Raw genomic sequence first — 16,163 nt, forward strand, 5'->3', positions numbered from 1 at the left:
AGTACCAAAATGATTCATAACAATCGTTCACAAATTCATTTAAGGGGGAAAAGAAATGGTTCAATTAAATGGAAAAGTAGCAATCGTAACAGGTGGAGCAAAAGGAATTGGAAAAGCAATTACAGTAGCATTAGCACAAGAGGGAGCGAAAGTAGTTATTAACTATAATAGCAGTAAAGAAGCAGCTGAAAATTTAGTAAATGAATTAGGAAAAGAAGGACATGACGTTTATGCAGTGCAAGCGGATGTTTCTAAAGTAGAAGATGCAAACCGACTTGTAGAAGAAACTGTGAATCATTTTGGTAAAGTTGATATTCTTGTTAATAATGCTGGTATTACAAGAGACCGTACATTCAAAAAGTTAAATCGTGAAGATTGGGAGCGCGTAATTGACGTGAATTTAAGCAGCGTATTTAATACGACAAGTGCGGTTCTTCCATACATAACGGAAGCAGAAGAAGGAAGAATTATTAGCATTTCTTCTATTATTGGTCAAGCAGGTGGATTTGGCCAAACAAACTACTCAGCAGCAAAAGCGGGTATGTTAGGATTTACAAAATCATTAGCGTTAGAACTTGCAAAAACAAATGTCACTGTAAATGCTATTTGCCCAGGATTTATTGATACTGAAATGGTAGCAGAAGTACCAGAAGAAGTACGTCAAAAAATCGTTGCAAAAATCCCGAAAAAACGTTTTGGTCAAGCTGATGAAATTGCAAAAGGTGTAGTATACCTATGCCGTGACGGTGCGTATATCACAGGTCAACAATTAAACATTAACGGCGGATTATATATGTAATGAAGTAAGAAAAAAGTGCATATCCATAGCAGGAATGCACTTCTTTTTTTTTAAGAAGGAAATCGACCAAAAAGGAGATAGAAAAATGACTACATTCGCAACAGAATGGGAAAAGCAATTAGAGCTATACCCAGAAGAGTACCGAAAAGCATACCGCCGAGTGAAAAGGGCGAGTGAAATTTTATTACGTGAACCAGAGCCGCAAGTCGGATTAACGCCGAAAGAGGTTATTTGGACGAAGAATAAGACGAAGCTTTATCGCTACATTCCAAAACAAGAAAAAACACAAAGAGTTCCAATTCTGTTAATATATGCTCTTATTAATAAACCATATATTATGGATTTAACTCCTGGAAATAGTTTAGTGGAATATCTAGTGGATCGTGGTTTTGATGTATATATGCTTGATTGGGGCACATTTGGTTTAGAAGATAGTCATTTGAAATTTGATGATTTCGTGTTTGATTATATTGCAAAAGCAGTAAAAAAAGTAATGCGAACTGCAAAATCGGACGAGATTTCTTTACTTGGTTATTGCATGGGTGGAACGCTAACTTCTATTTATGCAGCGCTTCATCCGCACATGCCAATTCGTAATTTAATTTTCATGACAAGTCCTTTTGATTTCTCTGAAACAGGATTGTATGGTCCTTTATTAGATGAGAAATACTTCAATTTAGATAAAGCGGTTGATACATTTGGAAATATTCCGCCAGAAATGATTGATTTCGGAAACAAAATGTTAAAGCCAATTACGAACTTTGTTGGTCCATATGTTGCTCTAGTAGATCGTTCAGAGAATGAACGCTTCGTCGAAAGCTGGAGATTGGTTCAAAAGTGGGTTGGTGATGGTATTCCGTTCCCAGGTGAATCATACAGACAGTGGATTCGTGATTTTTATCAAAATAATAAATTGGTTAAGGGTGAACTCGTTATTCGCGGACAAAAGGTAGATCTTGCAAATATTAAGGCGAATGTCTTAAATATTTCCGGGAAACGTGATCATATCGCTTTGCCATGTCAAGTAGAAGCATTACTAGACCATATTTCTAGCACAGATAAACAATATGTATGTTTACCAACAGGGCATATGTCTATCGTTTACGGTGGAACAGCTGTAAAACAAACATATCCGACGATTGGAAATTGGCTTGAAGAGCGTTCTAATTAAAAATAAAAAATCCAACTAGCCTATGTTAGTTGGATTTTTTTATGAAAAATAACAAAACATAGAAAGGAGAAATTTATATTTTAGGAGTATAATTATGAAACTTATGACAGGTAAGTTGTTTTGGAATACAGGAGTTTCAGTACCTTGTTATCCACCGTTAGGAAATGATATGATATGTGATGTGCTTGTAGTCGGAAGTGGCGAAGCAGGTGCCCATATAGCGTATTCTTTAGCGAAAATAGGTATGAGTGTAATGCTTATTGAAAAAAGAGAAATTGCATGTGGTAGTACATTTGCAAATGTAGGTGTATTACAGTTTCTTCATGATAAATCGTTAACCTCACTTATCCATACATTTGGTGAAGAAAAAGGGGTACGAGCATATAAACTGTGTTACGAAGCGTTACGGACAATGGAGAAAGTGGTACCTACTCTCGATATTGATCCCTATTTTATTCCGAGAAGTAGTTTATATTATGCAAGTAAAAGTGAGGATGTCTCATTTTTACAAGAGGAGTACAATACGTTGCAGAATTATGGATTTCCTGTTGAGTATTTTACAGAATCTGATATTAAGAAACGTTATCCTTTTATAAAACAAGCGGCATTATATACACACGGTGATGCCGAGGTGAATCCGTATTTATTAGCGCACAGTCTTTTGCATAAAGCAAATCAAATGGGAGCTAATATATATGAACATACAGAGGCAATACATATAAAAAAACGTAAAAATGATTTAATTTGTTACACGAAAATAGGAAATCAAATTGTAGCAAAGAATATTATTATGGCGACAGGTTATGAAGCGCTTTTTGGAAAGAAAGAAAGAAAAAATACAACAGTAGACACCTCTTATGCAATTGTAACAAATGAAATAGATCAGTTTGAAGGCTGGCATGAGCGATCGTTAATTTGGGAAACGGCACGGCCCTACTTATATTTTCGAACGTATCGAAGCCGCATTATAGTAGGCGGATTAGATGAAGCGCTGCAAATTCAAACAATTGGTGATACGAAATTATTGCATAAGCGTGATATCCTTATTAATATTGTAAAAGAGATGTTCCCGCAGTATAAAAATATACAGGCAGACTACTATTGGGCAGCCGCATTTGGTGGTACTCATGATGGTCTCCCCATTTTAAAAGAAGACGAAAAGATACATAATTTGTTTTACGCATTGCCGTATGGAGGTAATGGAACTGTATATGGAATGGTCTTTGCCAAATTATTTGAGCAGTTATTTACAAATAAAGAAAGTAAAGATTTTTCTTTATTTAATCGATAGAAAAAAGGTAGCGAAGTGATGGAATGAGAGATATAAAAAAGTTTTTACAAAAATTACGTCCTGTACAACTCATCGTTTTGTTTTATTTGTTAGCAGTAGTTGTATCGGTGATATTGCTTAGTTTACCGTTTGTTACGAAGCCTGGTGTGAAATGGACATTTATAGATGCGCTTTTTACATCGGTTAGTGCGGTAAGCGTTACGGGACTGTCTGTTATTACGATTTCAGATACGTTTACTACAGCAGGAATTATTGTTTTAGCCCTTATTCTACAATTAGGCGGCTTAGGAATTATGGCGCTTGGTACATTTGTTTGGATCATTACGGGGAAAAAGATTGGTTTGCAAAGAAGAAGATTAATTATGGCAGACCATAATCAAGGGAATTTATCGGGTCTTGTAGAATTGATGCGTTCTATTTTGATTGTAATTATTTCAATAGAACTTATTGGAGCAATCCTATTAGGTACAAGATTTTTACTTTACTTTCCGACTTGGAAAGAAGCTTATTTTCACGGTTTCTTTGCAGCTGTTAGTGCGACTACGAACGGCGGATTTGATTTAACAGGACAATCATTAATTCCTTATAAAAAAGATTATATTGTTCAAATGATTCATATGTTACTAATTATTTTAGGAGCGATTGGTTTCCCTGTGCTAATGGAAGTGAAACAATTCCTTAGTAAAAGGAGACAACAATTATTCCGTTTTTCATTATTTACAAAACTGACGACAACAACATTTTTTGCACTCGTTGTTGTTGGTACAATTATGATTTTTTTACTGGAGAGAAATCATTTTTTAGTAGGAAAGTCATGGCATGAAACTGTATTTTATACATTATTCCAATCTGTGACGACGAGAAGTGGTGGACTTGCTACGATGGATATACGTGAATTGTCACAACCGACGCTTTTATTTATGAGTATATTAATGTTTATAGGGGCATCTCCAAGTTCGGTTGGGGGCGGAATACGTACAACAACATTTGCTGTTAGTATATTGTCACTATATACCTTTGCAAGGGGTGGTAGAACAGTTAGAGTCTTCAAACGTCAGCTACATGAAGAGGATGTACTGAAAGCATCTGTCGTTATGACGATGGGGATTTTGTTATGTGCTACTGCGCTATTCATTTTATCTATTACGGAAAATGTACCGCTTATGAGCTTAATTGTTGAAGTTTGTTCTGCTTTCGGAACGACGGGACTATCAACAGGTGTTACGCCTGATTTAACAACTGTTGGGAAACTTGTACTTATTGTGCTTATGTTTATCGGACGCGTTGGTATTTTAACATTTATTTTAGCTAGTGGTGGAAGGGAACAACCACCTCGCTATAAATACCCGAAAGAGCGGATTATTATTGGATAGTATGAAACCATTCTACCTACGTTAGGTAGAATGGTTTTTTAGTCGTTAATTCCAAATTGTGGATGCATAAAAGCTTCATTTTTATTATCCGCTTCGTTTTTTAGCAACTCTTGATTTTCTTCTGAAATCCACCCAATATCATTTGTAGGATGGATCCACTCATCGCCAGCCATAATGGCAGGATCTATTTTATCACTCCAATTGTTAAGTGGACTGTTCTCGGAATTATATTTACTGTCTCCAATTACAACATCATATTGATTCACAAAAGGTTGTTGCATCGTTTTTCCTGTTCCTTTAAAAGATGGAAAATTCATTTGATGCGGGAGCGTTTCGTCTAAAATTGGTGATTGAATCTTTTCTTTTTTCTTCAAAATTATCGCTCCTTTTTATAATGATTTCTTCATACGTAGTATTTCCATCTAACGCCTCTTATGTACTTGTTAACACTTGCCAGTAATAATTATTTTAAGTTGTTTCAAACTAGAGTAGAAAGTGATTTCTTGAGAGCAGGTGAATGTATTGGTAAAAAGAAAAGTGAAACAAAATGCGGCAATCAATAATAATAAAACTCCGAAAGAAAGCTTACCAGATGCAGAATTTGCATTAGAGTATGAAGGAGAAAATAGCGCAAAGTATGCTAATCGTAATTCAAAAAAAGGGAAACAAAAATGAGGCGTTTTTTACAAACGCCTCATTTTTTTGTGGGATTATAAAGGTTTTTTTAATTATTTGTAAATTTAGTGTTTTCTATTAGCAGAAAAATGCGAAAAAACATAGAAGTAGCAACGTATTACACAAAAACAAACAACAAACAAAAGATTAATGTTGGTTTAATACTGCTTTTACACTAGTTGTTTATATTTGAGTTGTACATAAGATTTGTAAAAGGAGAGAGAAACAGTGAAAAAAACAATCTTTAAAGCTGTAGCGACTGGAATGGTATTTTCGTTATTAATGGGGTGTGGTGCAAAGAAGGAAGAAAGTGCTGGAGCGAAAGTGAAAGATGACAAATTATCTGGATCATTAACTGTTTACACAGCAATTGAAGAAGAGCTTGTACCAATTTATCTTGATTCCTTTAAAAAGAAATATCCTGATGTGAAATTGAACATTGTACGTGATTCAACAGGAGTTATTACTGCGAAATTGCTAGCTGAAGGGAAAAATACACAAGCAGATGTTGTATGGGGAACTGCGGCATCAAGTCTATTAGCTTTAGATAAAAAAGATATGTTAAAAGGATACTCTCCAAAAGGAGCAGATCGTGTTCTTCCACAATTTAAAGATGATAAGCAACCTGAAAAATGGGTAGGAAATACTGCATTTATGACGGGGATTGCTGTAAATAAAGAAGAGTTAAAGAAGAAAAATTTACCGATGCCAGAATCATATGAAGATTTAACGAAACCAGAGTATAAAGGAACACTTGTTATGCCACATCCAGCATCATCTGGAACAGGATTTTTAACAGTTTCTGCATGGCTACAAATCATGGGTGAAGATAAAGGCTGGGATTACATGAAGAAACTTCATGATAATATGGCAAGTTATACGCATTCAGGATCAAAACCAGCGAAATTAGCAGGAGCAGGTGAATATCCAGTCGGTGTATCAATGGTTTATAGTGCTTTAAAAGAGAAACAAAAAGGTGCACCAGTTGAAGTTGTACTGCCGAAAGAAGGATTAGGGTGGGAAGTAGAAGCGAACGCACTTATTAAGAAAGATAATGCGAAAAATGATAAATTAGCACAAGCATTTTTAGATTGGGCAATTACTGATGATGTAATGAAGTTATACTTTGAGAAAAATGGATTTGCGACAATTAAAAATGATTATAAACTTCCAGAGGGATTCCCGAAAGATGTTACTGAAAAATTATATAAAAAGAATGACTTTAAATGGGCAGCAGAAAATCGTGACAAAATTTTAGAAAAATGGGAAAAAGAGTTTGGCCAAAAAGCAGAACCGAAAAAGTAAGTGAGTGGGAGAGAGAAAAATGAGCGAATATTTATCAATTCAACACATTCAAAAACAGTTTGATGCATTTACAGCGTTAAAAGATATTTCTTTTACTGTGAACAAAAATGAGTTTGTTTGTTTATTAGGCCCGAGTGGCTGTGGGAAAACGACGTTGCTTCGCATTTTAGCGGGACTAGAGGAACCAACGACTGGCAGTATAGCTGTGAATGGAAAAGATATTACAGCATTGCCTCCTGGAAAGAGAAACTTCGGAATGGTTTTCCAATCGTATGCTTTATTTCCGAATTTAACAGCACTTGAAAATATTGAATACGGCTTAAAGACAAAAAAATATGGGAAAGCAGAAGTGAAAGAGAAAGCGCTAGATGCGTTAAAACTTGTAGATTTGCTGAATGTAAAAGATAAATATCCTGCTCAAATGTCTGGTGGACAACAGCAGCGAGTAGCACTTGCACGTGCGCTCGCTCTGTCTCCAGATATTTTGTTACTCGATGAGCCGTTATCAGCTTTAGATGCAAAAGTGCGTGAAAAATTACGTAGGGAAATGCGTGATTTGCAAGAGAAAATAGGAGTAACGACGATTATGGTAACGCATGATCAAGAAGAGGCATTAACAATGGCTGATAAAATTGTTGTAATGAATCATGCGGAAATTATGCAGATTGGAACACCAGAGGAGATTTATCAAAGACCAGCCAATCCGTTTGTGGCAGATTTTATTGGTTCTATTAATTTCTTTTCGAAAAATAACGAAGAACATGCAATTCGTCCTGAACATGTAACAATTGTACAAAAGGACGGTATTAAAACAGTTGTGGAAAGTATGGAATTTCGCGGATCTGTATATCGGACGGAAGTGCGAGTCTTAGAAGAAAACACACACCTTTATAATGAGAAAATTGTAGTGGATATATTAGCATCAGAAGTAGAAGCAACGGCTATTAGAAAAGGAAAGCCGATTCAAATCTCTTTCTCAGAAAATCATATGTTGTCATATGGAAAGAAGGTCATTGTATAGATGGAGATGTTAGAAAACTATAAGGTAGAAAGTACGAAAAAAAAGATTAAGAGAAGTATAGGGAAAGAGGAATGGATCCAACGGCTCGTAATTATCGGTATGATTTTTTCTTTCCTTATCATACTTGTATTACCGCTATTACAACTATTTACACAGGCTTTTTATAATAAAGATGGAGTTTTCGTTGGTTTAGCGAATTTCAGTAAATATTTCACAACACCAACTTTAGTTCAGTCTTTACAAAATACAGTATGGATTTCGGGCGCAACAACAATTATTTCAGTTGCAATCGCATTCGTTTACGCATATGCAATTGCCCGTACGAATGTTTTTGGAAAGCGTGTATTTCAGTATGTAGCGTTATTACCATTGTTCGCACCAACGATGATGCACGGTATAGCACTTACATATTTATTTGGTAATCAAGGGCTAGTAACGAAAGGAATGTTTGGTTTATTTGAAGGTATACAAATCCCTTTATATGGACCAGTAGGAATTGTAATAGCTGAAGTTATGTATACATTTCCACAAGCCTTTCTTATATTGCTAATTGCCTTCCAAGGATCTGATTATCGTTTATATGAAGCTTCTAATATGTTAGGGGCGAGTAAAACAAAGCAATTTTTCACGGTTACTTTACCTAGTGTAAAGTACGGATTAATTAGTGCAATGTTTGTTGTGTTTACACTTAGTTTTACTGATTTTGGGGCACCAAAAATTGTTGGTGGTCAATATAATGTGCTTGCTACTGACGTATACAAACAAGTAATTGGACAGCAAAATATGCCGATGGGTGCAACTGTCGGAATGATTTTATTAATCCCAGCTATATTCGCATTTGTAGTTGATCGTATTACGCAAAGAAAGCAGGCGAATTTCTTATCTTCAAAAGCAGTACCATACAGAATAATAGCTAATAAGAAAAGAGATGTAATCTCATTCATATATTGTAGTGTGATTACACTTATGATCATTCTATTATTTGTTGCAGTTGGTATTGCTGCAAGTGTGAAAGTATGGCCATATAATATGAGTTTTACATTTGAGCATTTTAATTTTTCAAGTTTAACAGGAGATGGACTTGAAGCATTTAAAAATAGCGTAATTGTTTCAGCAGTTACAGCAGTTATTGGGGCGATTTTAACATTTGTATTCGCATATGCAATTGAGAAAATAGACCAGCTACAATTTTTCAGAAAAACAGGTTACTTTTTCTCTATAGTGCCGTTAGCGATACCAGGTTTAGTACTCGGATTAGGATATGTCTTTTTCTTTAGTCAACCAACGATTCAAATTCTTGGACTATCAGTAACGAATCCGTTTCATTCTTTATACGGAACAATCGCTGTATTAGTACTAGTAAATATCATTCATTTTTATTCTGTAACATTTGTCACGGCAACGACTGCCTTAAAGAAATTAGACCGAGAGTTTGAGCTTGTTTCGCAGTCGATGGGTATTCCGTTTTATAAAACATTCTTCCGAGTAACAGTACCAATGTGTTTACCAGCAATTTTAGAAATGGTAATGTACTACTTCGTAAATTCAATGGTAACTGTATCGGCAGTTGTATTCCTATATGCAGCTGATTTTAAACTAGCTGCCGTATCAATCGTAAATATGGATGATGCAGGAAATGTAGCACCAGCAGCTGCAATGAGTGTACTTATTGTTGTTACAAATATTGTAGTGAGAGTTGTATATGAATGGGGAACGAAAGCACTTCGTAACCGAACTTCACAATGGCAAAAAAGATAAGTAAGAAGGGTGATGGACAGAATGAAAATTGAAGCAGTTATTTTTGATTGGGCAGGTACGACGGTTGATTACGGATGTTTTGCACCGCTAGAAGTATTCATGAAGATTTTTCAAAAACGTGGCGTTGAAATTACAGCAGCAGAAGCACGTAAGCCAATGGGATTATTAAAAATAGATCATGTAAGGGCACTAACAGAAATGCCTCGTATTGCGGATGAGTGGAAGCGTGTCTTCGGTCAATTACCAACAGAAGCAGACATCCATGAGATGTATGAAGAGTTTGAAGAAATTCTCTTTTCTATTTTACCAAGTTATGCTACGCCGATTGATGAGGTAAAAGAAGTAATCGCTTCTTTACGTGAGAGAGGCATTAAAATCGGTTCAACAACGGGCTATACGAGAGAAATGATGGAAATTGTAGCAAAGGAAGCAGCGTTACAAGGATATAAACCTGATTTTCTTGTTACGCCAGATGATGTTCCAGCAGGCCGCCCATACCCATGGATGTGCTATAAAAATGCAATGGAACTTGGTGTGTATCCGATGAACCATATGATAAAGGTAGGGGACACAGTATCAGATATGAAAGAAGGTAGAAATGCTGGAATGTGGACAGTTGGTGTAATTCTTGGAAGTAGTGAGCTCGGTTTAACGGAAGAGGAAGTGGAGAGTATGGATTCGGTAGAGCTTCGTGAAAAAATAGAAATAGTTCGTAATCGGTTTGTTGAAAATGGGGCTCATTTTACGATTGAAACGATGCAGGAGCTCGAAAACGTAATGGAACATATCGAGAAACAAGAACTTATTATTTCATAAAAGGGGTACGGGATCATGAATGAAAATCACTACTTATTATTAACACCAGGACCATTAACGACAACAAAATCAGTAAAAGAAGTTATGCTATACGATTGGTGTACGTGGGATGTTGAATATAATACGATGGTGCAAGAAGTAAGAGCTAAACTTGTATCGTTAGCGACGAAGGAAGAAGAGAAATATACAACAGTGTTAATGCAAGGAAGCGGTACGTTTTCAGTTGAAGCAGTAATTGGCTCTGTTATTCAGGGAAATGGGAAGCTTCTCGTTTGTACAAATGGTGCGTACGGTAAGCGCATTGTACAAATGGCAGAGATGTTACAGATTGATGTAGTGGTCAGCCAAACAGAAGAGTGGGAACCTACTAATATTGTAGAAGTAGAAAAGTTATTGGAAGAAGATAAAGAGATTACGCATATTGCAGTTGTTCATTGTGAAACAACGACAGGCATTATAAATCCAATTGTAGATGTATGTAAATTAGGAAAGCAGTATGGAAAGGTTACAATTGTTGATGCGATGAGTAGTTTCGGCGGGATTGAAATAGACATTGCTGATTTACAAATTGATTTTTTAATTAGTAGTGCGAATAAGTGTATTCAAGGGGTTCCTGGATTCGGATTTGTAATCGCAAAACGTGATGAATTATTGAAGTGTAAAGGGCAAGGACGCTCTTTATCTCTTGATTTATATGATCAGTGGGAAACGATGGAAAAACAAAATGGGAAATGGCGTTTTACTTCACCTACACATGTTGTACATGCTTTTTATCAAGCGCTACTTGAGTTAGAAAAAGAAGGTGGAGTAAGAGCACGTTACAATCGATATTACAACAATCAAAAACTACTAGTGAATAGAATGGGAGAAATCGGATTTAAGCCACTAGTAGATAAGAAATATCAATCTCCTATTATTACATCTTTCATTTATCCAAAAGAGGGGTTTGAGTTTCAACAGTTATATAACGAATTAAAGCGTTATGGATTTGTTATTTACCCTGGGAAAATTTCGAAAGTAGATACGTTCCGCATTGGAAATATCGGTGATGTACATGAAGAAGATATTAATCGCTTAGTTGATAGTATTGCTAAAGGAGTTGTTATTGGGTGAAAGTATTTTGCTTAGGTGGAGCAGGTAAAATTTGTCGTGAAGCTATTTTGGATTTAGTTCAATTTTCATCTTTTGAGACGATTACTGTGGCCGATTTTAACGAGGAAGAGGGCCGTAAAGTAGTAGAATGGCTCAACGATCCTCGTGTTGATTTTGTAAAAGTAGATGTAACAAATCACGAGGATACGGTTGCAAAAATGAAAGGTTATGACATTGTAATGGACGGTACGACGATAAAGCTAAATGGATTGTCGACTCGCTGTATTGCAGAAGCAGGCTGTCACGGTGTGAACTTAAATGGATTTGGTGAAGAAAATGAATCGCATGCTATATTTGTTCAAAATGAAAAAACATGTTTGCCTGGGTTTGGTATGACGCCAGGTGTAACGCAAATGATGGCAATGCATGCAGCAAATCAACTGGATACTGTAGAGTCTGTCCGCGTAAGTCACGGTTCGTATCGTCCGATTGCTTTTTCTGCTTCAATTACAGAGACAACGACATATGAATATGATCCACATTTACCATCGCGTACAGTGTATGAAGATGGTGAATTTAAACAAGTACTTCCGTTTGCGCGTCCGAGAGAAATAGAATTGCCAGCGCCTTATGGTAAGGAAACGCAGTATATCATTCCGCATTCTGAAACGATTACGTTAGCAAAGGCACTAGAAAATAAAGGTGTCAAACTGATAGAGACGAGAGGAACTTGGCCGAAGCAAAATATGCAACTTGTACGTGCTTTATATGATTACGGCATATTGCGTAATGATCAGATTGAAATAAACGGGAAAGAAATAGGCATTATGGATTGTATTTCGCAGTATTTATTGCAATCGAAAGAAGGACAAGAAACAGAGCTTTATGGTTATGCACTTCATGTAGAAGTAATAGGTATGAAAAATAATGAGAAGCAAAGACATGTGTTATATCATACACATCCGTTATCTGATGGTTCTGTTGTAGGATGGGAAAAATTAAGGGCGTATACGAGAAACGTCGGTATTCCATTTGGGATTGCTGCAGAGTTAATTGCAACTGGAAATGCAAGTAGGGTGGGTGTTGTTACGCCTGAAGAAGCTTTTGAAAATCCACAATTAATTTTTGATGAACTAGCAAAGCGCGGTATTCATATTCATGAAGAAGTTTCTACTTACAAAGAAAATTATAACTTTGTATAAGTAAGGAAGCTTATGAGGGAGATATAAATGAGGTGAATCTATGTCTGTAGTAGGAGAAGAAAGAAAGCGAACCATTCTTGAAAAGGTAGAATTTAAAGGAAAAGTAAAGGTTTCAGAATTAGCGAGAGAATTTGCTGTATCAACAGAAACGATTCGTCGATATTTAGAAGAACTAGATCGTGAAAAGAAGCTGAAAAAAGTGTATGGTGGAGCTGTTCAACTTCCAGGCGCTGGGGTAGAGGCGCCAATGTTAGAAAGAGAAATGCTATATATAGAAGAGAAGAAAAGAATTGGTTATAAAGCAGCGACATTTGTAGAAGATGGTGATGTCATTGCAATTGATGATGGAAGTACACCGCTTCAAATGGTTCCATACCTTGTTCATCGTAAAAACTTAACGATTGTAACAAGTTCATTTCCAGTCGCAACACAATTAATTTCTTCTATTAATAAAAAGATGTTTCACGGTGAAGTTTTATTTATAGGTGGAAAAGTATCTCCAAAGCATTCGCGTGTATCAGGGTCTATTTCTCAGCAAGTAATACAGCAATTCCATTTTCATAAAGCGTTCGTTTCGATTGATGGGTTATTACCTAGTTTTGGAGTTTCCAGCTTTGAATTAGAGAAAGCGAAATTGTCAGAGGCGATGATGAAATTAGCTGAGAAGACATATATTTTATGTGATCATACGAAGGTAGGCGTGAAAGGGAATTATCGTATAGCAGCATTTTCACGTATTCAACATGTAATTTGTGATAAAAAAATGCCATATAGTTTTGAAGAAGAACTTATGAAGCATAATATTCAGTGGACAGTTTGTTAAATAAAGTGAAAGTGCCTAAACTCCCGCCTAATTTTTAGGAGGGAGTTTTATTGTCTGCAAATCGTAAAATAAAAGATTTGCATTTATGCAAAAAGTGGACACATTTTCTCATCTCTTTCATATAATTTACCAATACAAAAAAAGTTGGTCGAAGGAAAGAAGGGAGAACATGTCAGAACGAATATATAATAAACTTGTATTGTACGCGAATATTTTGCAAAAAATTGGTGTCATCAATGAGAAGGAAAAAAGTGAAATTCTTCATACGATAGGTAAAAAAGCCCTTTGAATAAAGGGCTTTTTATTTTTTATCTTTAAAAATATAAATTTAATGTAATATTCTCATTGACAATGATAATGATATTCATTATCATTTATTTGTGGGTAATTGATAAGGGTTATCAATTATAAAAATTGTATATGATAGGGGATATTATTTTGAAAAAAAATTATATGAAGGCGCTAGTAGTAGCGACAACATTAGCAATTCCATTTGCTACGTATTCTACTCCAGCATTAGCGGCATTAAAAGTTGAAGCAAATCAATCGGTAGCAGCAGCGAGTGATCGCACGTATGATACTGAAATTAAAATATATAAGGACCAAAAAGACGAGCCATCTATGGTTTCTCAATATATAAAAGATCCTAAAGTAACGATTGCAGCTGGCAAAAAAATTGTCACTGTAACAATGCAAGATAGCGATTATTTTCAATATCTTAGAATAGAAGATAAAAACCAGCCTGGTGTATTTCATGATGTGAAGGTTTTGTCAGAAGATAAGAGGAAGAATGGAACGAAAGTAGTTCAATTTGAAATTGGCGAGTTTGAGAAGAAGCACAATATGCAAATGCATATACTTATTCCAGCTATTGGATATGATCACAAATATCAAGTTCAATTTGAAATTAAAGATCCAACTGTAGGTAACAAAGAAACAGAGAAACCAGATGATAACTCTAATTCAGGAAATACGGAAACGGATAATCCAGTTGATAATCAAAATATGATAACAGATAACAAATTAAGAGAGCTTGTTAATAAAAAAGTATTTAATAGAAAAGATTTAAATACACCAATTACGAAAGAAGATTTATTACAAGTAAAGGATTTGTTTTTAAATACAAATGAGATACTTGATTATAGTGCATTAAAATATATGCCAAATTTAAAATCTTTAACAGTTGCGAATGCGAAGATAAAAGACCCGTCGTTCTTTGCGAACTTAAAGCAATTAAATCATTTAGCTTTGCGTGGTAATGAATTTGCAGATGTAACGCCACTTGTTAAGATGGATAATTTAGAATCTCTTGATTTAAGTAATAATAAAATTACAAACGTTGCACCACTAACTGAAATGAAAAATGTAAAAAGTTTATATCTATCAGGCAACCAAATAGAAGATGTAACAGCATTAGCGAAAATGGAACAACTAGATTACTTGAATTTAGCAAATAATAAAATTAAGAACGTTGCTCCATTAAGCGCTTTAAAAAATGTAACATACTTAACTTTAGCAGGTAATCAAATTGAAGATATTAAAGCGTTATATTCATTACCTTTAACAGACTTAGTATTAACACGTAATAAAGTTAAAGATTTATCCGGCATTGAGCAAATGAAGCAATTAGAAGAATTGTGGATCGGGAAAAATGAAATAAAAGATGTTACTCCTCTAAGTAAGATGACACAGTTAAAACAATTACACTTACCTAACAATGAGTTAAAGGATATTACTCCATTATCAAGTTTAGTAAACTTACAAAAGCTTGATTTAGAAGCGAATTATATTTCAGACTTATCACCAGTTAGTAATTTAAAAAAATTAGTATTTCTAAGTTTTGTTGCAAATGAAATCCGTGATGTCCGACCAGTTATAGAACTAAGTAAGACGGCTTATATTAATGTCCAAAATCAAAAAGTATTTTTAGAGGAAACAGAAGTAAATAAAGAAGTAAAAGTACCTATATATGAAAAAGATGGTGAGATTTCTACGAAAATCCGTCTGAAGAGCGATAATGGTACGTATAGTAATGGTGTAGTGAAATGGAGTACACCAGGTGAGAAAGTATATGAATTTGGTGTGAAAGATCCATTCGCGGATACAGGAATCTTCTTTACAGGATCTGTTATTCAAAATGTAGTAGAAAGTAAAGACGGTAATACATCTAAAGAAGATGAGAAAACAGAAGTGGTAGAATTTAAAGATGTACCAAAGGGACATTGGTCAGAAGAAGCAATTAATTACTTAGCGAAAGAAAAATTATTTATAGGCTATGGAAATGGTGAATTTGGATTTGGTGATAACATTACTCGTGGACAAGTAGCACTTCTAATACAAAGGTATTTAAAATTAGAAAATAATCTAGAACAAAAAACGGCATTTACAGATACGAAAGGAAATATGTATGAAACGGCTATTGATGCAGTGGTTCAAGCTGGAATTATGACAGGCTATGGAAATGGTATGTTCCGTCCGGATGGAGTATTAACTCGATATGAAATGTCAGTAGTACTACAAAGAGTATTTCAGTTAAAAGAAAATGAAAATAGTGCAGAGAATTTTAAAGATGTACCAAATGGCCATTGGGCGAAAGGATATGTGAAAGCTTTAGTGGATAATAAAATATCAAAAGGCGACGGGGAAGGGAATTTTTTAGGAGATAATTTCGTAACACGTGAACAATACGCACAGTTTTTGTATAATGCAATAAAGAAATAAAGTGAAACTTTATTCAGTGGGGGTTTTGTTCATTCCCTACTGATTAGTAGCCCTCACCAATCGGGCTGCCCGTTAATGCGGAATAAAAAATGAGGAAAATACGCTATTCTTTAATT

14 protein-coding genes are annotated in these 16,163 nt (G+C 35.1%); 13 read left to right on the plus strand and 1 reads right to left on the minus strand.

Features of this window, described 5'->3' with window-relative positions; all coding sequences use genetic code 11:
• Positions 1-55: 55 nt before the first annotated feature.
• From ACTFRM_RS02995 to ACTFRM_RS03010, 4 genes are all read left to right on the plus strand, one after another.
• On the plus strand, positions 56-799 hold the full coding sequence (locus ACTFRM_RS02995; protein WP_000250414.1) for an acetoacetyl-CoA reductase: 744 nt from the start codon (positions 56-58) through the stop codon (positions 797-799).
• A gap of 85 nt (positions 800-884) precedes the next feature.
• The gene (gene phaC, locus ACTFRM_RS03000) at positions 885-1,970 is read left to right on the plus strand and encodes a class III poly(R)-hydroxyalkanoic acid synthase subunit PhaC (RefSeq protein WP_000206336.1); all 1,086 of its coding nucleotides are present in this window, start codon (positions 885-887) and stop codon (positions 1,968-1,970) included.
• A gap of 94 nt (positions 1,971-2,064) precedes the next feature.
• A complete protein-coding gene (locus ACTFRM_RS03005) occupies positions 2,065-3,261 on the plus strand; it encodes an NAD(P)/FAD-dependent oxidoreductase (protein ID WP_000772574.1) in 1,197 nt (398 codons plus the stop codon).
• Positions 3,262-3,284: 23 nt separating this feature from the next.
• Positions 3,285-4,634 carry a TrkH family potassium uptake protein gene (locus ACTFRM_RS03010; RefSeq protein ID WP_001204705.1) on the plus strand — a complete coding sequence of 450 codons (1,350 nt, stop codon included), beginning with the start codon at positions 3,285-3,287 and terminating at the stop codon, positions 4,632-4,634.
• A 38-nt stretch (positions 4,635-4,672) separates the two neighbouring features.
• Here the strand turns inward: ACTFRM_RS03010 and ACTFRM_RS03015 are convergent, their stop codons facing one another.
• Positions 4,673-5,008 carry a DUF3905 domain-containing protein gene (locus ACTFRM_RS03015; RefSeq protein ID WP_000726025.1) on the minus strand — a complete coding sequence of 112 codons (336 nt, stop codon included), beginning with the start codon at positions 5,006-5,008 and terminating at the stop codon, positions 4,673-4,675.
• A 148-nt stretch (positions 5,009-5,156) separates the two neighbouring features.
• Here ACTFRM_RS03015 and ACTFRM_RS03020 point away from each other — a divergent pair, with 148 nt between their 5' ends.
• The 9 genes from ACTFRM_RS03020 to ACTFRM_RS03060 all read left to right on the plus strand — a co-directional run bounded on the left by ACTFRM_RS03020 (position 5,157) and on the right by ACTFRM_RS03060 (position 16,047).
• Positions 5,157-5,309 (plus strand): hypothetical protein, encoded by a 153-nt coding sequence (locus ACTFRM_RS03020; protein ID WP_000240799.1) that lies wholly within the window; start codon positions 5,157-5,159, stop codon positions 5,307-5,309.
• Between the two features lie 228 nt (positions 5,310-5,537).
• Entirely contained in the window at positions 5,538-6,614 is a 1,077-nt protein-coding gene (locus ACTFRM_RS03025) for a putative 2-aminoethylphosphonate ABC transporter substrate-binding protein (RefSeq protein WP_000750893.1), read from the plus strand.
• 19 nt (positions 6,615-6,633) lie between these two features.
• On the plus strand, positions 6,634-7,635 hold the full coding sequence (locus tag ACTFRM_RS03030; protein ID WP_000006197.1) for a putative 2-aminoethylphosphonate ABC transporter ATP-binding protein: 1,002 nt from the start codon (positions 6,634-6,636) through the stop codon (positions 7,633-7,635).
• Positions 7,636-9,393: a putative 2-aminoethylphosphonate ABC transporter permease subunit gene (locus ACTFRM_RS03035; protein WP_000425521.1), complete on the plus strand. Its 1,758-nt coding sequence runs from the start codon at positions 7,636-7,638 to the stop codon at positions 9,391-9,393.
• A 21-nt stretch (positions 9,394-9,414) separates the two neighbouring features.
• Positions 9,415-10,209, plus strand: a complete 795-nt coding sequence (phnX, locus tag ACTFRM_RS03040) for a phosphonoacetaldehyde hydrolase (protein ID WP_000687397.1) — start codon at positions 9,415-9,417, stop codon at positions 10,207-10,209.
• Between the two features lie 15 nt (positions 10,210-10,224).
• A complete protein-coding gene (gene phnW, locus ACTFRM_RS03045) occupies positions 10,225-11,322 on the plus strand; it encodes a 2-aminoethylphosphonate--pyruvate transaminase (RefSeq protein WP_001004786.1) in 1,098 nt (365 codons plus the stop codon).
• Positions 11,319-12,503 carry a saccharopine dehydrogenase family protein gene (locus tag ACTFRM_RS03050; protein WP_000862162.1) on the plus strand — a complete coding sequence of 395 codons (1,185 nt, stop codon included), beginning with the start codon at positions 11,319-11,321 and terminating at the stop codon, positions 12,501-12,503. Before phnW ends, ACTFRM_RS03050 begins: the two co-directional genes overlap by 4 nt.
• 40 nt (positions 12,504-12,543) lie before the next feature.
• A complete protein-coding gene (locus tag ACTFRM_RS03055; protein ID WP_173600516.1) occupies positions 12,544-13,326 on the plus strand; it encodes a DeoR/GlpR family DNA-binding transcription regulator in 783 nt (260 codons plus the stop codon).
• Between the two features lie 420 nt (positions 13,327-13,746).
• A complete protein-coding gene (locus ACTFRM_RS03060) occupies positions 13,747-16,047 on the plus strand; it encodes an NEAT domain-containing leucine-rich repeat protein (RefSeq protein WP_025921764.1) in 2,301 nt (766 codons plus the stop codon).
• The last annotated feature ends 116 nt before the right edge of the window (positions 16,048-16,163 follow it).

This window comes from Bacillus cereus group sp. MYBK227-1 (assembly GCF_051916325.1).
Taxonomy (GTDB): Bacteria; Bacillota; Bacilli; order Bacillales; family Bacillaceae_G; genus Bacillus_A; species Bacillus_A cereus.